The sequence below is a fragment of the Nostoc sp. CCY 9925 genome, assembly GCF_963920935.1.
Taxonomy (GTDB): Bacteria; Cyanobacteriota; Cyanobacteriia; order Cyanobacteriales; family Nostocaceae; genus Nostoc.
The window spans coordinates 60,731-80,816 of sequence record NZ_CAWUDO010000027.1 but is presented as its reverse complement, the minus strand read 5'-3'; the positions used below and the strand labels follow the sequence as shown (position 1 = coordinate 80,816).

The following is a 20,086-nucleotide window of genomic DNA, read 5'->3' as shown; positions in this document are numbered from 1 at the left end:
AATTTTAATAATACTAAATGACTAATTACACTTATCAAATATCGCTTATTTCTGGTAACCAGTCTTCATCTAACACTACTTCTAAAGAATATGGACATTCTTCTGGAAATATAGAAATTAGCATCTGTGTTTGCTTGGCTGCTTGCCTACGTGCCCTTTGATAACTTTCTTCAAGTTGCTCTTTAGGATAGTTTTTAAGACTAGGACTATCGAGTATAACTAACTCAATTTGGGTGCGAGAATCAGTGATAGAATCTAGCCAACTATCTGAGCGACGCTGGGGTTGATATTGCCATTTGAGCAGATGCAATAATAAGCGAGTTAATTGACTGGTAATAGCCCGCCGTTCGCTTTTGCCCAAGCCTTCAACCTCTTCAATCAGATGTTCGATATCGATTTCATCCCAGCGATGCGATCGCAATAATTGTGCTGTCTGCTCAATCCACAAATTAAAATCTCTTGTATGGCTTGCATTCATAGCCGTTCTCTATCAGCCGCATAGCTTAGGCAAGCTAATATATCCTCTCGTGTTAAATAAGGAAAGTCATCAAGCACTTCCTCGTATGTCATGCTAGAGGCAAGATAAGATAAAACATCGTATACAGTAATTCGCATTCCTCGAATACAAGGCTTGCCACCTCGCTTCCCCGGTTCGATTGTAATAATGTTTTGGTACTGCACAGCTTTTCAACCCTCAAAAATCTTCATCATCAACAAAAAATTCGGCATCATCTTCTAATCGAGAATTACCCTGTCCATAACCACCAAGATTCCACAATGGTTGCAGCAGTGCTGTGCCGATTAATCCAATAACTGCACTAAAAGCTAAAACTAAACCCGCTGGTATTTGTATTGATTGAAATGTTAAGAATTTTAACGATACTGGTGTGGCATTTTGAACTGAAATAATTGCGATCGCCATTACCCAAACAGCTACAACTACGATCGTCAACAAAGGAGCTAAAGTTTTCATATTTTAATAAAAGTTAGGAGTGAGGAGTTAGGAATTAGAAGTTTGGAGTTATTAATTCACAACTCATCACTCTTAAGACTAGTTAGAAGTTAAGAATTGCTAATTTACAACTCTTAACTCCTAATTCATAACTCTTAACTCTTGTACAGACGCGATTCATCGCGTCTCTCTGACTAAATTAAACTGCTACTGCTTCTAGCTTAGCAATGGCACTTTCCATCTCTTGAGAGATTTGGGTGAGTTTTTCAGGAGAATTAGTTTCTAGATAAACGCGTACCAAGGGTTCTGTACCGGAAGGACGCAGTAACACCCAGCTACCTTCTTCTAAATAGAGTTTAATACCGTCTTTGCGCCCGACTTCCTTGACTTTAATTCCGGCTACCTCTGTGGGTGGATTTTTGGTGAAGGAGTCGATGACAGCGGTTTTGTGAGACTCGGTGAGGTGCAAGTCAAGGCGCGTGTTGTAAAGTGGGCCGTCAGCTTCAGCGATCGCTTCTTTCACCAGTTGACTTAGGGGTTTCCCTTCATAGGCGATGGCTTCTGCCACCAGCATATCGGCTAAAACACCGTCTTTTTCGGGAATATGCCCAATTATACTTAATCCGCCTGATTCTTCCCCACCAATCAGTACAGCAGTTTCCCGCATTTTTTCACCGATGTATTTAAAGCCTACTGGTGTTTCATAAATTTGCAGCCCATATTTAGCTGCAAAGTTATCCAGCAGGTGGGTTGTAGCCACAGTCCGGACGATGGCGCCACTTTTCCCTTTATTTTTGATTAAATGTCGTGCTAAAACTAACAGCACAGTATTTGGAGTGAGGACAGTTCCTTGTTCATCAACAATACCAAAGCGATCGCTATCTCCATCTGTCGCCAAACCCAAATCTGCGCGATCGCGCACTACTGCTTCCACTAACTCAACTAATTGTTCTCCTTTGGGTTCTGGCATGCCACCGCCAAATAATACATCCCTCCAAGTGTGGAAACTTTCTAATTGAGTGCCACTTTGTTGCAAAACTTCATCTAAATAACCGCGAGAAGTAGAATATAGAGCATCGTATTTTACCTTTAAATTAGCGCTCCTAATCCGTTCTACATCAAGCAGGGTATAGATAAATTCCAGGTAATCTGGCTTTGGATCGAAAGTGGAAATTAAATCAGGTCGGCTGCTACTAGGCAGTTCATCCGATGCACTTTCTATATTTGCCACAATAGTATCAGTAATCTCTGGAGTGGCAGGTCCAGCATAATCAGGGATATATTTAATTCCACAGTATGGTGCTGGATTATGGCTAGCAGTAAACATTAACGCCCCAGCGGAATTTAGGTGACGGGCGTTGTAGGCAATTACTGGTGTGGGACAATCCCGATCGGTAATTTTGACAGTCCAACCCAAATCTGCCAAGACTTGGGCTGCTGTTAGGGCAAACTGGTCGGCTAAAAACCGAGTATCGTAGGCTATAAGTACTGGTCTATCTTTTGTGTAGGCTGTTTCGAGGTAACTGGCGATCGCTCTTGTTACTTTCCGCACATTGGGGAAAGTAAAGTCATCGGCAATAATGCCTCGCCATCCATCGGTACCAAATTTTATCTTGCTGGAATTGCTACTAGCGCTCATTTTTGCCACTTGCTCCCGTACATCATCAGTACTATTAAAAGCTTCCCGCAAAGCGTGTGTAGCAGCAAGTATCCTCCGAAGTTATGTTCGGCGGAAACTGTCGAACATAATTCTTCCCACCGTACTTTCTCTCACTGTTTCTGAGCAATGTCAACCCCTGATCGACCTTTTGCCAGTTATCACCTTTGGTCTTTAGTTGCCCCGGCGTCAGGGCAAGAACGCTGGCACTGCCAGATGAGACGGGGGTTTATCAAAGCACGGCAACACGAACCACAAGTCAAAGCACTATTAGCGAAAGCCACCGCACCCCAGCGGATTGGGATACTTGCCCAAAAAGGCGTTTATGAGTTTCATAATCACAGACACCTTTTGCAGCAATCAGATGGGGTAGAAAAAGTTGCACAGCTACTAAAATTAGGCAACTCCAGCGAGCAAGTCCGACAACGGGTGCTGCAAATTTTGAAAAAATATCATGATGCGCCGTTGCTGTTGGATAAAAATATTATTCAATTAACTCCTGGCGATGAAGGTTTTCCTAAACCAATTGTGGTTGAACAACAAGATTCTTGCTTTCGCTTATATGCGGCTATGGACTGCGTTTTTATTGAAAGCGATCGCACTTTACATATTTTAGATTTCAAAACTGGAAAATCAGCTTTTGACCGACGACAGGCTTTAGTTTATTTATTAGCTGCTCGTTATCTTTATCCCGGAAGACAAGCTGTCGCCTCATTTTATAATCTAGAAATTTGTAAAAAATCTGAGTTAATTAGCATAAATAATACTGAATTAGAATCATTAAAATTTGAGTTGGCGAATATTGCCCACAAACACCAGCACGATTTACAAAAATATCAAGAAGAAACTAGTAGTTTTAGTAAAATTTTCCCCCCAAACCCTGGCTCTCACTGCCGCTTTTGTCCATTTAATTCTATTTGCGAGTTTGCCGATTTCAAGCAACCTCAATCCTATCCATTGCCTAGTTTAAAGGTACATCAGTAAGTACGTAGGGCTTGCTGAAAAAGTAATAAAAAAGCAAGATCGGGATTGGTTAGTTATTGAAGGTCGGTTAAGGCATATGTAACTCAGCCAACTAGCTTGCGGCTAGAGATACAACACCATTCGCAAACCCTCGTCTACCTCCTCCTGCAAATAGTCTGGTAGTGAACCGATACGTTCAGTAAGAAATGCTTTATCGACTGGAAAAATCTGAGATACATTAGCGACAGAATCTCTAGATAAACCTGATACTTCACGAGGCAATAACACATTACCTGGTGCTTCTGCTAACTGAGTATTCGAGGTCATGATTACAACGATAACTGTATTGATACGGCTTTGAATAAAAACATCATCTTGAATTACCAAGACAGGACGACGATATCCGGATTCTGAACCTACTGGGTTAGGTAGATTTGCCCACCAAATTTCTCCCCAATACATTACCAATCCTCATGAGGCAGAGACATAAACTGCATCTTTGCCATTACTGGATCTAGCTCAGAAGACTCTTGAGAATAAACTTGGTTCAGCTTGTGCAAAATTTGATTGCGGTTGTACTTTTTCAAATAAGCTTTTAACGCTTTTGTGTAAAGCTCACTACGTGACAACCCTAGCTCCTGGGCTAGTGCTTCTGCTTCTTCAAAAACTGAGTCTGGAAGCGAAATTGCAGTTTTCATAATCACCTTAGCTGCAAGTATGAATTTTTAAGTTATACCTTGGTTATACCAAGACTGAAAGAGCAACCGCACTCACAGAACAGCAAATAACCTTTCTGTACGTCCCAAGCCAGAAGCAAAGCAAGTTAACGTCCCCAATCATCCGCTGCAAACACCCTCAAACACTCAGCAGGTATGCTCTATACGGTCGGTGTGCATTGGGCTTGTTAGACATCCCGCAGCATGGAATGGTTCAAAGGTGGCTCCAATACCTGACAACCAGAATAATACAACGCTCCCCTTCAAAGATGTATGGAGCAAACGCGCAATTGGAATCGTCATCATCATCAAGCTTGTAGGCAATAATCTCTTCCCCCAACTCTGATTTTAAGGAGCCTAGCCATGTATTCAGTAACGCTTCTTCTTCAGAATCTTCAGGTTGAAAATGATCTAACATCCAGATAGCGAAATCTATCGGCTGCATGACTTCAGCCTCATTTAGCATATCTTCCTCTGTCCACCAGTCCGGCATTGTGGAGTGAACATAGTTATCTGGATAAATCGCACGCACAAAAGCTAGCAAATCAGTAATTTCAATCTCTGTATCTTCTTCATCAGAACTGAATAGATAATATCCTTTGGGTTTTGCAAAGACTCGAATATCAGGAATGCCATAATCAAGATTTTTTCTAGGGTCTAGAAGCGCATCCAAGGATTGCTGCATCGTCCGTGAAAACTTGAAATTCTGAATAAAGTAAGCATCACCAATCTGAATAGCCTCTTTCTCAAATTCTTTTGCTGCCTTTCCGTGTTGCTTGAGGAGTTGCTTCAATTGTTCAGGAGACATTTAGCTTTCTGGTTCACTGTGTAGCTATAAAAAGGCTCTTGAATTACTTAAATCTAAGATATCTAACTATTTATTATACGCAAAGTTTCCGTGTATCACACCAACTAATCCAGTCAAATAAGGCGTTACAGATATTTTAGTCTTAATATCAAGAATTTTTCTGGATATGATTAATCAAAACATCAATCGCGAGTTCCCAAGTTTGTCACGCATCACGCCGTATTTTACTGACTAAGCAGACTTTGACAACTCAACATCATGATTGACTCCAGAGAATCGTAGCAAAGTGCCAAGGCGATCGCTAGAAATCATCCTTGACACCATCAGCCCTTCAGAAAGCTATACCCAAATAAATTCAAAAAGGCGGCAATTCTTTAAGAATTGTGAATCGAATATGATTGATCGCCAAATCCCCGATGGGGATATCTTCTTTGGTTAACCTGGCACCTTGACTGGTTACAGTTTCAAAGGTGATACCTTTACCAATTTCAATGTGATACCAGGACAAACCCATAAAAAAGCGCGTGGGATATGGGCCGCCATGACCGACATCATCAGGATTTGATTCCATTGGTAACCAACCAAAATTCGGTACGTAGAACTCCAGCCAAACATGATTAAAATCAGGTTGTAAGGGTACGCCTTGGTGTTCGCCATTGGGGGGGCACTTATATCTACCAACTGTGCGACAGGGTATGCCATTTAAACGACATAGCGCAAGTAAGACGCCGACATATTCCCCACAGGAACCAACGCCGCGTTCTAAAACTATATCTGGCGTATCAATGTAAGGTTTAATACCATAAGATAGCTCATCGTAAACATAATTACGGATGCTATACATTTTCCGCAACAGATTGGTTTCAGAACCAATAGCATCTCTGGCGGCACGGCGGACAATGGTAGTATCCATTGCTAAGTCGTCGTCGTCCACTAGATAGCGGCTTTGCAATTCTGGTGAAAGTTCGGCTATATCTTCCACATCTTTGGGTGTGATGCGATACTTAATATTGCGAACTTCTAAAAGAGCTTTCCAACCAAATATATGGCGTTCGCCTGGGGTAAGGGCATCAAATTTAAATACTGCTACGCGTTGACCATCTATCACTTCTTCGGTGAAGGGTATACCAATAGGTTCAACGTGTTTCACCTTTTGACGCTCAGTTTCTGATGGTAGGGCAATGCGCCATTCTACATCGGGTAAATAAACCTCGTCTAAAGGTGCAATTTCTTCGGCATAGGACATTTCTATGAGATAGCCATTAGAGAGGGTGTAACGCTTATCTCGCTCGTAATGATAATACAGAGGATGAATAAAAGTGCGATCGCGGTAGGTTAGCTCATGATTCGGGTCAGCATTTGGGTTATCCCGGATATAAGGCTCCTCCGAGGCGTAGGCGACATACAAACTTTCTTGGCCATCGCCATCTTGATGTATTGCTATGCCAGTAGGCGATTCAAAGGGCGTCAGAACGCTAAATTGAACTTCTCCGGTTGCCCTATCCATCGCGTAAACTGTTTGTTCTGTGCGATCGCAAATCCATAACATTTCCTCGGTGACTGCCAAATTTTCTACCCCAACTCCAGGGGCATAAAACCTAGTAATTTCTTTTCGGGTTTCCCGGTCAAAAATCAGAATGTAGCCTAACCTTTGGCAAGTGATGTAGACTGTTGTTTCCCAAACAGCAACGCCGTCAGCAGGATAAGGCAACGTCACGAAATGTTCCAGACCCAAAGCATTCAGGTTGCACAAATAAACGCTATGGTCGCGGCTTACCCACAGTGTGTCTTCCCATATCGCTAAACCAGTAACATCAGTAAATTCCTTCACTTGATGTGGATTAAGAATTTTGCTGTTGTCAGAGGTAGGATCGATCTCCAGTAGATGCCCTTTAAGACTGTCAATGGCAATCAGTCTATCTTTAATGAAAGCAATACCGCACAGGGTAGCAGCAGTAAGCGGTCGAATTGTTTTTTGACCAAACATCTGGCTAGCAGTCAAAGTGGGGAGTACAAAACTCATATTAAATATTTATTAAATGGTTTAGCACGTTTAAGCAATTCCAAATTTGTCTGGAAAAGTTTGCTACAAACGGAAACCCGGCTGGCAACTTGACCTAAAATTCAAAATCCAGAAATGCAATAGTGCCATGCATCTTGGCTAAAAACTCGATGCAAGTTCAACAACAGCAGCCTAAAATTAATTGTGGCATATCCTCTGTAGCCGAACTTGAGGCTTCTACTACTTACAATTATCAGTAGAATGTGTTTCCAAAAACTCTTTCGTAAGAAATAACACATTTATGTCACACATATGTCAACGGAAGAGAAATTTGCAAATCAAAAGCATCGCCTTTACACTCATAAGATTTAATATTGCTTTAATGTAACTTTAGGAGATGGTTTTCTAGCCATCACTAAATTATGATCGAATTTTGTAACCATTTCCTGTGACTTACACGATGTCTGCTAATTCTCTGCCTGAAGGTGCCGCCGTTTGGCATAGTTTAGAAGTTGATAAAGCGCTAGACCTGCTTGATAGTAACGCAGACAGTGGCTTAACACCCGAAGATATTCAACAAAGGTTGCAAAAATACGGCCCCAACGAACTTGAAGAAACTGCTGGCCGTAGTGCTTGGGAAATTCTGCTGGATCAGTTCAAGAACATTATGTTGTTGATGCTGATTGGCGTAGCTCTGATTTCTGGGGTTTTAGACTTGATTGCTTGGCAGTCGGGCAGCTTAAAGCCTGGTGAGGTGCCATTTAAAGATACCATCGCTATCCTAGCAATTGTCATCCTCAATGGGATACTCGGCTACGTTCAAGAAAGCCGTGCAGAAAAAGCTCTAGCAGCCTTGAAAAAACTCACCTCTCCCTTAGTACGAGTCATCCGCGACGCCAGATTAGTGGAGGTAGCAGCTAAGGAACTAGTCCCAGGAGATGTGATGCTGCTGGAAGCCGGGATGCAGATAGCCGCAGATGGAAGGCTGATCGAACAGTCGAATTTACAAGTGCGAGAGTCGGCACTGACTGGTGAAGCTGAAGCTGTTAACAAACAGGCAACACTAAATTTACCAGAAGAAACAGATTTAGGCGATCGCATTAATTTGGTGTTCCAAGGAACTGAAGTTGTCCAAGGACGAGGCAAGGTTCTGGTAACCAACACCGGCATGACAACAGAATTAGGCAAAATTGCCGCCATGTTGCAGTCGGTGGAAAGTGAACCTACGCCTTTACAACAGCGGATGACTCAACTGGGTAATGTCCTAGTTACGGGTTCTTTGATTCTCGTGGCGATCGTTGTTATTGGCGGTGTCATCCAAGCCAGAGGTTTTAGCAATATCCAAGAACTCTTGGAAGTCTCCTTGAGTATGGCGGTTGCTGTTGTCCCAGAAGGTTTACCTGCCGTAATTACCGTTACCTTGGCACTGGGAACTCAGCGAATGGTGCGCCAGAATGCCTTGATTCGCAAACTGCCAGCAGTGGAAACACTGGGTTCTGTCACTACCATCTGTTCTGATAAAACCGGCACCCTAACTCAAAATAAAATGGTGGTGCAGTCGCTTTTCACCAATGACAAAACTTTTCGCGTCACTGGAGAAGGTTATGCTCCCACAGGAGATTTTCTCTTAGATACTCAAAAAATTTCCTTAGAAGACTCGCCAGAAATCTCAGCTTTGTCAGTAGCCTGTGCCGTTTGTAATGATTCAGTCCTGCAAAAAGAAAAAGGAGAATGGGCGATTTTGGGAGATCCCACAGAGGGAGCATTAGTCACCCTGGCGGGGAAAGCAGGAATCGAAAAAGAACAGTGGAATAGTAAGTTACCCCGCGTTGGGGAGTTTCCTTTCTCGTCCGAACGCAAACGGATGAGCGTGATTTCTCAAGTGCAGGAAATCGCCACAGGTGAAGGGTCTTTGAATGCCGTTGACCCAGCAATCGCTAATTTTTTACAATCTGAACGTTACTTAATGTTTACCAAAGGTTCGCCAGAATTAATCTTAGGACGTTCCACTCAGGTTTATTTAGGTAATCACTCAACGCCTTTAAGCGAAGAACAACGTCAGAAAATTCTGGCAGAAAATGACAAAATGGCGAGCAAAGGTTTACGGGTGCTAGGTTTTGCCTACAAACCCCTCGCACAGATCCCACCAGAAGGTTCAGACGAGACATCCGAACACGATTTGGTGTGGCTGGGATTGGTAGGAATGCTGGATGCGCCACGTCCAGAAGTCAGGGCGGCTGTGCAAGAGTGTCGGGAAGCAGGAATTCGCCCAGTTATGATTACTGGTGACCACCAGTTAACAGCGCGAGCGATCGCCACTGATTTGGGAATTGCCCAAGAAGGCGATCGCCTGCTCACAGGTCAAGAGTTGCAGCGGATGAGTGACCAGGAATTAGAGCAAAATGTTGACTTGGTGAGTATCTATGCCAGGGTTTCCCCAGAACACAAACTGCGAATTGTCCAAGCACTGCAACGCCGGGGCAGATTTGTGGCGATGACGGGTGATGGCGTCAACGATGCCCCAGCCCTCAAACAAGCTGATATCGGTATTGCAATGGGGATTACTGGCACGGATGTGAGCAAAGAAGCCAGCGATATGGTGTTACTTGATGATAACTTTGCTACCATTGTCAGCGCCACCAAGGAAGGTAGAGTAGTTTACACCAATATCCGCCGCTTTATTAAATACATCCTGGGCAGTAACATCGGCGAAGTTCTGACAATTGCCGCCGCCCCCTTAATCGGTTTGGGAGGCGTTCCCCTGACCCCCTTGCAAATTTTGTGGATGAACTTGGTAACGGATGGTTTGCCAGCCCTAGCATTAGCTGTGGAACCCCCGGAACCAGATGTGATGAAACGTCCCCCTTTTAGTCCCCGCGAAAGCATTTTTGCTAGGGGATTGGGTTCTTACATGATTCGCATTGGTATAATATTTGCCATTATCACCATTGCCTTGATGTGGTGGGCTTATCAACACACCCATGCCGCTGGTTATCCGGGAAATCCTGACTCTTGGAAGACGATGGTATTTACTACCTTGTGTATCGCCCAAATGGGTCATGCGATCGCCATTCGCTCTAACAACCGACTGACCATCGAAATGAATCCCTTCTCTAATATATTCGTACTAGCGGCTGTTGTTGTGACTACGATTTTACAGTTAATGCTAGTTTACGTCCCACCTCTGCGAGACTTCTTTGGCACTCAATTCCTGACTCTAGAAGAATTAGGAGTTTGTATTGGCTTCAGTGCCTTAATGTTTGTGTGGATTGAATTAGAGAAGATATTCTTACGCGTTATGGGTAAAAAGGCTGTGTGAAAAGTGAGGATTTAGGAGTTAGGAGTTGAAGAACATTTTGCATTCAAAACTCAAAACTTAATAGGAGTTAGGAGTTGAAGAACATTTTGCATTCAAAACTCAAAATCCCTCACTCCTGACTGTTAACTCTTAACTCCCCACTCCTAACTTTTCGCTATGTACCTGAAAACTCTACATCTGAGACAATTTCGTAATTATCAAGACCAGAAGGTTGATTTCACGGCTGCCAAAACAATTTTGGTAGGTAATAATGCTCAGGGAAAGTCGAATTTGTTGGAGGCGGTGGAGTTGTTAGCGACATTGCGATCGCATCGTATGGCACGCGATCGCGATTTTGTTAGGGAAGGGGAAGCCATAGCCCAAATTCATGCTCATCTTGAGCGACAAACAGGCGCCAGCGATCTGACTTTAACCCTCCGCCGCAATGGCCGTCGTAGTGTTGCTCTCAATGGCGAATCTGTACGCCGTCAAATGGATTTTCTCGGCGTTCTCAACGCCGTACAATTTTCCAGCTTGGATTTAGAACTAGTACGCGGCGGCCCAGAAGGTCGCCGCAATTGGTTAGATACCCTGTTGATTCAACTCGAACCAGTTTATGCTTACATTTTGCAGCAGTATAACCATGTGTTACGCCAGCGCAATGCTTTTTTAAAAAACAATCAAGAGTTAGTACTCAGCACTCAGAACTCAGAACTCGCTTTGTGGGATGCACAGTTAGCTACCACAGGTACGCGGGTAATTAGACGCCGCGATCGCGCTATACAGCGATTGGCTCACATCGCTACAGCTTGGCACGCCAGCATCAGCGGTAGTACCGAAATTCTGCAAATCAAGTACGCGCCTAATATTCCTTTAGAAGATAACCAACCAGAACAAGTCCAACAAGCATTTTTAGCAAAAATTCAACAGCGAACCCTAGCCGAACTGCACCAAGGCACTACCCTTGTGGGCCCCCATCGCGACGAAATAGAATTAACCATTAACCAGACACCCGCTCGTCAATACGGTTCTCAAGGTCAACAACGAACGCTTGTTTTAGCCTTAAAATTAGCAGAATTACAATTAATTGAAGAAGTCGTTAAAGAGTCGCCATTGCTGTTACTTGATGATGTACTGGCCGAACTAGATTTATCTCGCCAAAATCAACTGCTTGATGCGATTCAAGACCGCTTTCAAACTTTGATTACTACTACTCATTTGGGTTCTTTTGATTCTCAATGGTTGAAATCTTCACAAATTCTTTTTGTCAAGGCAGGAGAAATAATACAAAATTAAACTGTGAAAATTGGCCTTGACAGCCTTTAAAAATTACATTTCTTAATCTGGATTTTATTGCTTTAAATCCCAGCAGTCTACAGTTATAAACTCAAGTCTATTAAGTGAACTTTCTTCCCATTCAGTATTAGCAAAATCACTTCCACTAATTCTAATATCTTATAAGGAAAGCTTTTTAAAAGAAGTATTTATAGTTTTAACTTTATCAAAGTAGGCACACTGAAAATCTACTCCTCTAGCTCCTTCAAGCTGGCAATTTGATAAATGTACATTTTGATAGCTCTCTAATTCATATAATTGGTTATCTGGTATTCCCTGATTAAGCATTTGGGATGAAGGTAAATTAGGAAGCTCAATGGCTCTATATTTACTAGGCATAATTTTTATTAAAATATTATATAACTAATCAATAATCACGCTTTTCTAACCTTTTAAAAACCTTGAGAACCAAAAAAGTGAGGACGCCACCGATTAATCCTAACTGCCATAAACCACAGCCGGCAGCAATTCCCAAACCAGCAGAAACCCAAATAGCTGCTGCTGATGTGAGTCCGTGAATTTCAAGTTGCTGTGATGGTTGGGAAGATTGACGCACAATTTCTCCAGCACCCAGAAATCCCACGCCAGTTGCAATCCCCTGAATCACGCGGCTGAGGGCATCGGGACTGGTCTGTAGCTCACCTGTTTGCAGAGGTATGATGGTGAATAAGGCTGAACCCAAACTTACCAGCATATGAGTTCTTAAACCAGCTGGTTTACGCCTAATTTCCCGTTCCCAGCCGATAATTCCTCCAATCAGCAATGCGATGCATAGCCGGAAGCTAACATTCAACCAATCATTAGTTGCAAGATAGTAAGTGTTTGGCAAGGTTGGTTCTGCTATGGATAATTATATTTACTACATTAATTGGTAATATAGCTTTTAAGAAACATGGGTAGTAAAGAGTCGGGAGTAGGGAGTGGGGAACAAAGTGTTTCTTTGATTTGTAGCGGGTGGTGCGCCACCCATTGGTCGCTTATAAGAACAATGCAGAATTCAGAATACAATCAGGTGGGTACTCAAGGATTATCCGATTTTAGACCCTTGATGAGGATTATATTTCAATAAGATATTATTTTGGTCAATAAATATAGGTTTTGATTCTTAAATAAGGAATGCCTGTGGCTACGAATAGATAACTGACAACTAACAAATTGAGTGGAAAAACTCTACTGGCTAGACCAAATTAAACTACAAGACCGCGCCAAAGTAGGTGACAAAGCGTTTCACTTAAGCAGAATTATCCAGCGTGGCTATCCGGTGGTGCCTGGTTTTGTGGTTTCGGCAGAAGCTTTGCGGCAATTTCTAGAAAATCTCAACAGTTCAGAATCATTAGTTGCTGATTTACCTTATTCTTCATTACACCTAGATGTGAGTAATTGGCGTCAACTTCAGCAAGTAGCTGGCCGTTTGCGCGAAGAAATTCTCACTGCAACTGTGCCACAGGAGTGGGTGAGTAAAATTTTCACAGCAGCTAGAGAATGGCAAACTAGCTGTTTGATTTTTCGACCTAGTTTATCAGTAGCAGATACTACACAATCGAGGGGAAATATATCTGGGTTATTAGAGTCGGTATTTTGTTATTGCCAAGAGGACGCGATCGCCACAGCATTAAAACGTACCTGGAGTCAAATATTTCGTGCCAGAAGTTTATTGTATTGGCAACACACAGGAGTTAACCTGCAACAAATTAATCTGGCAGTTTTGGTGCAACCTGTGGAAAATACGATCGCCAGCGGCTTACTCAAAGCCAACTCCTCTGGTTGGGAAATTGAAGCCACCTGGGGATTAGGAATTGCGATCGCTCAAGGCGAAGTACTGCCAGATGTCTACTACATTCAAAATAAAACTGGAGCAATTCTAGAGCAACAGCTCGGCAATAAAATGCTGGCTTATGATGTTAACGGTGCTTCCCCTACAAATTTTTCCCAACCTCTGATAGACTCAGCGCTAACACCAGAGGAAACTTGTCTGGTTACCTACGTACTTCAGGAAACCCAACAAAAACAGTACGCTTTACAACCAGAATACTTACAACAAATAATTGGCCTAGGAACTCAATTAGTAACTGAACTTGGTAAAACTTTCACCGTTAAATGGACTATCACTAGCCAAACCACATCAGGCAAGCTCTATTTAACACAAGTAACTAGTCCCCAAACAATCCCCCACGTATACTTCATCAGGGGACTACCAGCCGCAGGAGGACGTACTGTGGCAAATGCTTTAGTAATGATCGATTCTCAGCAAAAACCCGAACAACTCCCAAAAGGAGTAATTTTAGTAGTCCCAACAATTACGCCTGATTGGTTACCATTATTGCAACAAGTTGGTGGTATTATCACTGAACATGGAGGATTAACTAGCCACGCTGCAATTTTAGCCAGAGAATTAGGGATTGCAGCAGTAGTAAATGCAACATCAGCGACAAGCTTAATTCAAACTGGCGAACGACTTTTGCTTGATGGCGATCGAGGAGAAATTTATCGGATCAAAGGAGACTCAAAGGAGTGGGAGAGTGGGAAAGTGGAACAAGAGCAGGGTAGCACAGAAGCAGAGGAGCAGAGGGGTACACGAACCAATCTTTCCTTTAAACCCTTTTCGGTCCCCTCTCCCACTCTTACTTCTGATCTACCTATGATTGCTACCAAATTGCTGGTTAATTTGAGTCAGTCCAGCTTGATAGAGCAAGTAAAAAGCTTACCTGTGGACGGAGTAGGATTGCTGCGCTCAGAATTGATGATACTAAATATATTAGATGGACAACATCCTAATAGTTGGATATTAAGCGGGCGTCAAGCAGAATTGTTAGAGCGTTGGTCTGAGCAAATTATGGAGTTTGCTCAAGCCTTTGCACCAAGACCAGTTTTTTATCGTTCTTTAGATTGGCGATCGGCAGATTTGCCATCATTGAGTGATAGTTTACAATCCTCTCCACAATCGATGTTAGGTGAACGCGGCACCTTTAGCTATCTACGAAATCCGGCTGTGTTTGAGTTGGAACTGAAAGCTTTAGCAAGCGTACAGCAATCTGGCTACAGCAATATCAATTTGCTGCTACCTTTTGTTCGGACTGTGGAAGAATTTGTGTTTTGTCGCCGCAAAGTCGAGCAAGCTTTTTTAACACAGGTAGCAGAATTTGAATTGTGGATGATGGCAGAAGTACCGAGTGTGTTGTTTTTATTGCCAGAATACGTCAAAGCTGGCGTAGCAGGAATTTCCATTGGTACAAATGACTTGACCCAATTATTGCTAGGAGTCGATCGGGAACAAGGACAGTTAGCAAAAGTATTTAATGAACGTCATCCAGCAGTTATGAGTGCGATCGCTCAATTGATCCATATGGCTAAAAGTGCTGGCATACCTTGTTCAATCTGCGGTCAAGCACCAGCTCTGTATCCAGAAATTATCGATCGCTTAGTGGAATGGGGGATAACTTCCATTTCTGTGGAACCCGAAGCGATCGAGCGGACATATCAGGCGATCGCACGTGCTGAACAACGCCTCATTTTAGCAGCAGCACGACGTGAATTCAAATAGGAAACATCTTCGTGAAAAGAGTTAAAAGTATCGAGGTATTTTTTTTGTTTTTATGTATTCCAACTTTTATATTGGGATTAATTTTCTTTCATGAAGATGTTTTAATGAGATTATTTGGTGAGCTTATGACATTATATTTAACGGAACTAGTTAGAAAATTCACAATAATATATTTGATATTTTTATGTTGGAGTTTGCTCTCGATTCCCATTGGACTAGGATTAATAATTTTCAAAATATTACAAAAATATTGGCTTTCATCAGTAATTTTATTAATAGCAACAATTATGAATGGTATGTTAATAATTGACTTCATGACAGCTTGGTATGGATTCAGTCGTGCCTGGTAAGAAGTAGGTCACATTAATTAAATATAAATCAATCATTTCTATCACCAGTTGCTGGATAATTTCTCTTAATCCAAGTTGATTACGCTAACGGTGAGTTAACTTTTTAATTCTCATCAAATCTTCATCTACTTGAAGTGTGATTCATTTTTTACAAGAAGTTTAAGGGGAACACTAAAATCAATCGGGTTGAGCAAGGTAGTTAACAATGAGCCAAAGATGTCCTCTGTCCAATACTTGTGCTTGTCATAATATTGTGCGCTGCGAGACTGGGGAAGCAGGCAGATTCTTTCTCTGGTTCCCCGTTTTACATACCTTGACAAAAGTCACCTCATATTTAAAACAGTCAGGTCTTGAGTATGAACTGATGCAGCAGCGACCAGGCCTAAGTTTGAACTGTAAACCGGGACAGGCTCAAGAAATTGCCCGTAACTTGGCTCAACTCCTTGCACCAAGAGAATTAAGAGAGACGCAAGTACTTTTCATTCAAGGTGCTATCCAACCTCAACTGCAAGATTTTAGTGATATCGCCTCATTGCAACGGTTTATTAAGTTCAGTCAGTCGGAGTGGTTAGTGGAAATGTTGGCAAGCGAACGATTCACCAGTCACTTTCAACCAATTGTCTCGATTCAAGATACATCCCAGATTTATGGATATGAATCGCTGTTGCGGGGACTAGATGAACAAGGCAATTTAGTACCACCAGAACCAATTCTGGAGTTAGCAACCGAAGCCGGACTGCTGCCACAACTAGACCGAGTTGCTCGCCTCAAAACAATTAAGCAATTCACTCGTCATCAAGTAAGTGGCTGCATTTTCATCAATTTTGCACCAACGGCGCTTTATGACCCTGTTTATTGCCTACGCAGTACAGTAGAAGCAATCGATAGAGCAGGTATTGAACATCAACGGGTTGTCTTTGAAGTCGTGGAGTCAGACAATCCTCAAGATTTAGCCCACTTGAAAGCTGTGCTTCAATATTACCGCGATAGTGGATTTTTAGTCGCCCTTGATGACCTTGGTTCAGGCTATTCCAGCCTGAACTTGCTGCATCAATTACGTCCAGATTTTATCAAATTAGACATGCAGTTAATTCGAGATGTACATCAAGATCTGTATAAAGCCTCGATTACTGAAAAACTTTTAGAAATTACTCAAAAATTAAACATCCAAACCGTTGCCGAAGGAATTGAGTGCATTGAAGAACTGAACTGGTTGCGAGAACGAGGCGCTACCTTTGCTCAAGGCTATTTGATTGGCAGACCAAGTGCCGTGCCTACCACTACAACCCCTAACTTTGATGCCCTGAAGCTAACTGTGGCATCGACATCTGGTAAGCAAATTGAGCAGCGCGTCCAACAGCAAAACCAGTTCGAGCGAATTGTCGCAGCTGTTACCCAGCGCATTCGCCAATCTTTGGAGTTAGATGAAATATTGCAAACCACGGCAGACGAGGTAAGACAACTGTTTGATGTAGACCGAGTAGTAATTTATCAGTTTAAGTCAGACTGGAGTGGGTTAGTTGCAGTAGAGTCTTTAGCACAAGGGTGCATGTCCATTCTGGGATTTCATGTGATGGACACATGCTTTCAATCCACTAGTGCAATTTACTACCAACAAGGTAATACTAGAGCGATTGAAAACATTGAAACTGGTGGACTATCCCCGTGTCATGTTGAACTGCTGCGGAGTTTGCAAATTCGGGCAAATCTTGTGGTGCCGATTTTACAGCAAAAGCGTTTGTGGGGACTATTAATAGCTCACCAATGCTCTAATACTAGACTATGGCAGCAATCGGAGATTAACTTGTTTAATCAGCTGGCAAGTCAAGCTGCGATCGCCATTCAGCAATCAGAACTTTACCACCAATTGCAACAAGCTAATCAAGAATTACAGCGCCTTGCCTGTTCAGATGGTCTGACCCAAGTCGCAAATCGCCGCTGCTTTGATGACACCTTCAATGCCCAGTGGCAACGATTGGCACGAGAGCAAGCCCCAGTATCTTTGATTTTGTGTGATGTCGATTACTTTAAACTTTATAACGATACTCATGGACATCTAGCAGGAGATGATGCACTCAGACACGTTGCCAAAGCGATCTCTCAGACAGTTAAACGCCCTGCTGATTTAGTTGCTCGGTATGGCGGAGAAGAGTTTGCAGTAATTCTCCCAAATACTCATGTCGAAGAAGCGATTGCAGTTGCCAGAGAAATCCAAACTAATATTAGTGCGTTACAACTGCCTCATCCTAATTCTCAGGTGAGTGAATTCATCACCCTCAGCCTTGGCGTGGCAACAGTCACTCCTCATAGTCAATCATCTCCCGCAACCTTAATTGCTGCTGCTGACCAAGGACTCTATCAGGCAAAAGCACAAGGGAGAAATTCTATAGTCAAGATAGACTGTGAAAATGCTCAAGCTTGAGGTAGCTAGGAATGGGGGATAGGCAATAGGCAATAGATTATTTTGACGAATTATTTAGGGCTGATATTAAGACATAAACTGATTGTAAATTCTTCAAATCAACAGCCTTGAAAGTCTGTCGCCAGTTGCCTATTGCCTATTGCCCCTTACCTGCTAGAAAAAACGACAACATCAAAATCGGAAAATTGCTGCTGCTGATACGCCATTTGGCATTTTTTCTGGCTCAACAGCATAGACTTCTCCACCATTTAACAGCGTATGAATGGCAGCAAAATCTAATAAATCGTAGTCTTCCGGTTCTGGTTCTGGGTGTGAATCTACAGCCATTGTTTCTGGATAAAATTTACCCCAAATCTGCTCTCCCACTGGCACAAACAAATAATCAACTCTCTGGTAATAAGCAGCGGGAATGATTTCTTTGAGATTACTAGAAGCTTTACCAGTACCTTCACCAACTAGTTGTTGATAAAGTTCCATTATTTGCTTTTGATTTTGATGAAACAGAGGTTCGATAATCTGCCAAGCTTGCTCTTGCAATTCTTCCGGCTTGATGAATTCCGCATTCCCTGTAAGCGGTTCTTCCACCAAATGATTGTAAGTATTTGCTTGTTGATAAATTGGGAAAATATATTCAACGCCAGCCAAAACTAAAGGTGCTTTTTGCTGCCGTAATTTCTCATGCAATGCCTTATCAACGGCGTAACAAAATTGTAGAATATCTTCCTGACGCTTATCTCTGTCAGGACTTCCTTGCCCGTGAAATGTACCGGGGTGTAAAGAAGCATTGCCAGCTCCCCTTCTAGATGTGCCGATTCGGTGCTGAACCCCTTTTTGAATTTCATCCTCTAGGAGAGCTTCATTTAGACTCTTAGGCATATTTTCGACTTCTATTTGGTTGAGGCTGTAGCGAGTTCCCTCAAAAAACTTGACATCGTTTTGACTAAGAGCCAGTACATAGAAGCTACCATCATTATTGAGCATATGTAGCAGCGGTTTCAAGTGAAAGCGATCGCTCACAACCACCAATTCTGAAAACTCCATTGGAAGTTGGTAGTAGCGAAACACTTGTGGCGAAATGAATATTGCTAATCCGTGGTCTTGGTGTTCCCAGAACTCACTTGTATCTAGTTCCATCGCTGGCTGGAGAAGATTTTGCGCTTGGGTATGGCGAATTGCCATCGTATCTAGGCGTTCCTCAGCTTCACGGATTAAATTTTTAAAGCGAATGGCGTTTTGTCGAATCTCTGGCCCTGCTTTTTGCATAGGCATATACAGAGAAATACATGGGGATTGAGAATTTTCTGCTAAAGTTTTGAGTTCATCAATAGATAATAGATTCATATGCTTCAACTCCCATCTAAGTCAATAACAACTAAACAACCTAGATTCATTTCAAATCTGACGTTGTAAAGCTGCATCTTTCTTTTGATACGGAATTTACTGGTCTGTAACCCTTCTTTAGGTGGAAAAAAATACTGCTTCTGAGTTGGATGGAATACACTACTTTGTTGGGGACTGAGAAAAAATCACAGTTGTAGTGATACCGAATTCTATAAAATTGAGCGATTCTTTAAGGTAGAGGTTACCTCGGCAATTTTAAGGGTAAAGTGACTATTAAAAAAATATTAAGTATTTTTGCTCGTCTATCCTACAGTAGAAGTTAAGAAGCTGGAAAATGTATATCGTTGAAAACTGAAAAGTAATTTACATATTCCAGATTTAAAATTTTCATGAGCTTTTACTGATGCAGCAAAAATTTTCACTGACAGTAGAGGAGAAACAAAAAATATTTCACACACAATTAGTCAAGTTCGGTGTGGAATATGAAATAGCAAGAAAAGCATCTGAGATTTTAGCGCGAGAGAAACCTGATGAAGTTTTGACACAAGAAGAGATACGGCTTACTAAAGAAGCTTGCAAACATTGGTCAGCACAGCGCAAACGCATCAAACACCTGATGTTTTTGTTAAATTCTGACAACTCTGCCACTCTCGACTCACCAGATGAAATTGGTTAAAAGCGGTTGGGAATTAAATTAGTTG

At 42.3% G+C, this 20,086-nt stretch carries 17 protein-coding genes; 6 read left to right on the top strand and 11 right to left on the bottom strand.

Annotated features, from left to right (window positions below):
- Positions 1–34: 34 nt before the first annotated feature.
- The 4 genes from ACM0OY_RS16230 to ACM0OY_RS16215 all read right to left on the bottom strand — a co-directional run bounded on the left by ACM0OY_RS16230 (position 35) and on the right by ACM0OY_RS16215 (position 2,591).
- Positions 35–478: a DUF29 domain-containing protein gene (locus ACM0OY_RS16230; RefSeq protein WP_414569875.1), complete on the bottom strand. Its 444-nt coding sequence runs from the start codon at positions 476–478 to the stop codon at positions 35–37.
- Positions 475–681 carry a DUF433 domain-containing protein gene (locus tag ACM0OY_RS16225; RefSeq protein ID WP_414569874.1) on the bottom strand — a complete coding sequence of 69 codons (207 nt, stop codon included), beginning with the start codon at positions 679–681 and terminating at the stop codon, positions 475–477. Before ACM0OY_RS16225 ends, ACM0OY_RS16230 begins: the two co-directional genes overlap by 4 nt.
- A gap of 13 nt (positions 682–694) precedes the next feature.
- Entirely contained in the window at positions 695–973 is a 279-nt protein-coding gene (locus ACM0OY_RS16220) for a LapA family protein (RefSeq protein WP_414569873.1), read from the bottom strand.
- A 178-nt stretch (positions 974–1,151) separates the two neighbouring features.
- A complete protein-coding gene (locus tag ACM0OY_RS16215; RefSeq protein WP_414569872.1) occupies positions 1,152–2,591 on the bottom strand; it encodes a phosphoglucomutase/phosphomannomutase family protein in 1,440 nt (479 codons plus the stop codon).
- A 147-nt stretch (positions 2,592–2,738) separates the two neighbouring features.
- Here ACM0OY_RS16215 and ACM0OY_RS16210 point away from each other — a divergent pair, with 147 nt between their 5' ends.
- The gene (locus ACM0OY_RS16210; protein ID WP_414569871.1) at positions 2,739–3,593 is read left to right on the top strand and encodes a PD-(D/E)XK nuclease family protein; all 855 of its coding nucleotides are present in this window, start codon (positions 2,739–2,741) and stop codon (positions 3,591–3,593) included.
- A gap of 102 nt (positions 3,594–3,695) precedes the next feature.
- Here ACM0OY_RS16210 and ACM0OY_RS16205 read toward each other — a convergent pair whose 3' ends face one another.
- The 4 genes from ACM0OY_RS16205 to ACM0OY_RS16190 form a co-directional block, all read right to left on the bottom strand.
- A complete protein-coding gene (locus tag ACM0OY_RS16205) occupies positions 3,696–4,034 on the bottom strand; it encodes a type II toxin-antitoxin system PemK/MazF family toxin (protein WP_414569870.1) in 339 nt (112 codons plus the stop codon).
- Positions 4,034–4,270, bottom strand: a complete 237-nt coding sequence (locus ACM0OY_RS16200) for a ribbon-helix-helix domain-containing protein (protein WP_414569869.1) — start codon at positions 4,268–4,270, stop codon at positions 4,034–4,036. Before ACM0OY_RS16200 ends, ACM0OY_RS16205 begins: the two co-directional genes overlap by 1 nt.
- Positions 4,271–4,502: 232 nt before the next feature.
- Positions 4,503–5,096, bottom strand: coding sequence for a hypothetical protein (locus tag ACM0OY_RS16195; RefSeq protein ID WP_414569868.1), 594 nt, complete (start codon positions 5,094–5,096; stop codon positions 4,503–4,505).
- Positions 5,097–5,451: 355 nt separating this feature from the next.
- Positions 5,452–7,119, bottom strand: a complete 1,668-nt coding sequence (locus ACM0OY_RS16190; RefSeq protein WP_414569867.1) for a transglutaminase domain-containing protein — start codon at positions 7,117–7,119, stop codon at positions 5,452–5,454.
- Between the two features lie 439 nt (positions 7,120–7,558).
- Here ACM0OY_RS16190 and ACM0OY_RS16185 point away from each other — a divergent pair, with 439 nt between their 5' ends.
- Together ACM0OY_RS16185 and recF are read left to right on the top strand one after the other, a co-directional pair.
- On the top strand, positions 7,559–10,417 hold the full coding sequence (locus ACM0OY_RS16185; protein ID WP_414569866.1) for a cation-translocating P-type ATPase: 2,859 nt from the start codon (positions 7,559–7,561) through the stop codon (positions 10,415–10,417).
- A gap of 156 nt (positions 10,418–10,573) precedes the next feature.
- Positions 10,574–11,692: a DNA replication/repair protein RecF gene (gene recF, locus ACM0OY_RS16180; protein ID WP_414569865.1), complete on the top strand. Its 1,119-nt coding sequence runs from the start codon at positions 10,574–10,576 to the stop codon at positions 11,690–11,692.
- 159 nt (positions 11,693–11,851) lie between these two features.
- Here recF and ACM0OY_RS16175 read toward each other — a convergent pair whose 3' ends face one another.
- Positions 11,852–12,070 (bottom strand): hypothetical protein, encoded by a 219-nt coding sequence (locus ACM0OY_RS16175; protein WP_414569864.1) that lies wholly within the window; start codon positions 12,068–12,070, stop codon positions 11,852–11,854.
- Between the two features lie 28 nt (positions 12,071–12,098).
- Positions 12,099–12,560, bottom strand: a complete 462-nt coding sequence (locus ACM0OY_RS16170) for an MgtC/SapB family protein (RefSeq protein WP_414569863.1) — start codon at positions 12,558–12,560, stop codon at positions 12,099–12,101.
- A 330-nt stretch (positions 12,561–12,890) separates the two neighbouring features.
- On the opposite strand from ACM0OY_RS16170, the gene ACM0OY_RS16165 reads away from it, so the two are divergent.
- Complete coding sequence (locus ACM0OY_RS16165) at positions 12,891–15,272, top strand: putative PEP-binding protein (protein WP_414569862.1); 2,382 nt, start codon at positions 12,891–12,893, stop codon at positions 15,270–15,272.
- A gap of 555 nt (positions 15,273–15,827) precedes the next feature.
- The gene (locus ACM0OY_RS16160) at positions 15,828–18,044 is read left to right on the top strand and encodes an EAL domain-containing protein (RefSeq protein WP_414569861.1); all 2,217 of its coding nucleotides are present in this window, start codon (positions 15,828–15,830) and stop codon (positions 18,042–18,044) included.
- A gap of 171 nt (positions 18,045–18,215) precedes the next feature.
- Here the strand turns inward: ACM0OY_RS16160 and ACM0OY_RS16155 are convergent, their stop codons facing one another.
- Complete coding sequence (locus ACM0OY_RS16155) at positions 18,216–19,385, bottom strand: hypothetical protein (protein WP_414569860.1); 1,170 nt, start codon at positions 19,383–19,385, stop codon at positions 18,216–18,218.
- A 403-nt stretch (positions 19,386–19,788) separates the two neighbouring features.
- Here ACM0OY_RS16155 and ACM0OY_RS16150 point away from each other — a divergent pair, with 403 nt between their 5' ends.
- The gene (locus ACM0OY_RS16150) at positions 19,789–20,061 is read left to right on the top strand and encodes a hypothetical protein (RefSeq protein WP_414569859.1); all 273 of its coding nucleotides are present in this window, start codon (positions 19,789–19,791) and stop codon (positions 20,059–20,061) included.
- Positions 20,062–20,086 lie beyond the last annotated feature (25 nt).

What these genes read in the sequence shown, in the direction of transcription:
- ACM0OY_RS16230 (WP_414569875.1), bottom strand. Translation starts at nt 478, where the DNA reads ATGAATGCAAGCCATACAAGAGATTTTAATTTGTGGATTGAGCAGACA.
- ACM0OY_RS16220 (WP_414569873.1), bottom strand. Translation starts at nt 973, where the DNA reads ATGAAAACTTTAGCTCCTTTGTTGACGATCGTAGTTGTAGCTGTTTGG.
- ACM0OY_RS16215 (WP_414569872.1), bottom strand. Translation starts at nt 2,591, where the DNA reads ATGAGCGCTAGTAGCAATTCCAGCAAGATAAAATTTGGTACCGATGGA.
- ACM0OY_RS16210 (WP_414569871.1), top strand. Translation starts at nt 2,739, where the DNA reads ATGTCAACCCCTGATCGACCTTTTGCCAGTTATCACCTTTGGTCTTTA.
- ACM0OY_RS16205 (WP_414569870.1), bottom strand. Translation starts at nt 4,034, where the DNA reads ATGTATTGGGGAGAAATTTGGTGGGCAAATCTACCTAACCCAGTAGGT.
- ACM0OY_RS16200 (WP_414569869.1), bottom strand. Translation starts at nt 4,270, where the DNA reads ATGAAAACTGCAATTTCGCTTCCAGACTCAGTTTTTGAAGAAGCAGAA.
- ACM0OY_RS16195 (WP_414569868.1), bottom strand. Translation starts at nt 5,096, where the DNA reads ATGTCTCCTGAACAATTGAAGCAACTCCTCAAGCAACACGGAAAGGCA.
- ACM0OY_RS16190 (WP_414569867.1), bottom strand. Translation starts at nt 7,119, where the DNA reads ATGAGTTTTGTACTCCCCACTTTGACTGCTAGCCAGATGTTTGGTCAA.
- ACM0OY_RS16185 (WP_414569866.1), top strand. Translation starts at nt 7,559, where the DNA reads ATGTCTGCTAATTCTCTGCCTGAAGGTGCCGCCGTTTGGCATAGTTTA.
- recF (WP_414569865.1), top strand. Translation starts at nt 10,574, where the DNA reads ATGTACCTGAAAACTCTACATCTGAGACAATTTCGTAATTATCAAGAC.
- ACM0OY_RS16175 (WP_414569864.1), bottom strand. Translation starts at nt 12,070, where the DNA reads ATGCCTAGTAAATATAGAGCCATTGAGCTTCCTAATTTACCTTCATCC.
- ACM0OY_RS16160 (WP_414569861.1), top strand. Translation starts at nt 15,828, where the DNA reads ATGAGCCAAAGATGTCCTCTGTCCAATACTTGTGCTTGTCATAATATT.
- ACM0OY_RS16155 (WP_414569860.1), bottom strand. Translation starts at nt 19,385, where the DNA reads ATGAATCTATTATCTATTGATGAACTCAAAACTTTAGCAGAAAATTCT.
- ACM0OY_RS16150 (WP_414569859.1), top strand. Translation starts at nt 19,789, where the DNA reads ATGCAGCAAAAATTTTCACTGACAGTAGAGGAGAAACAAAAAATATTT.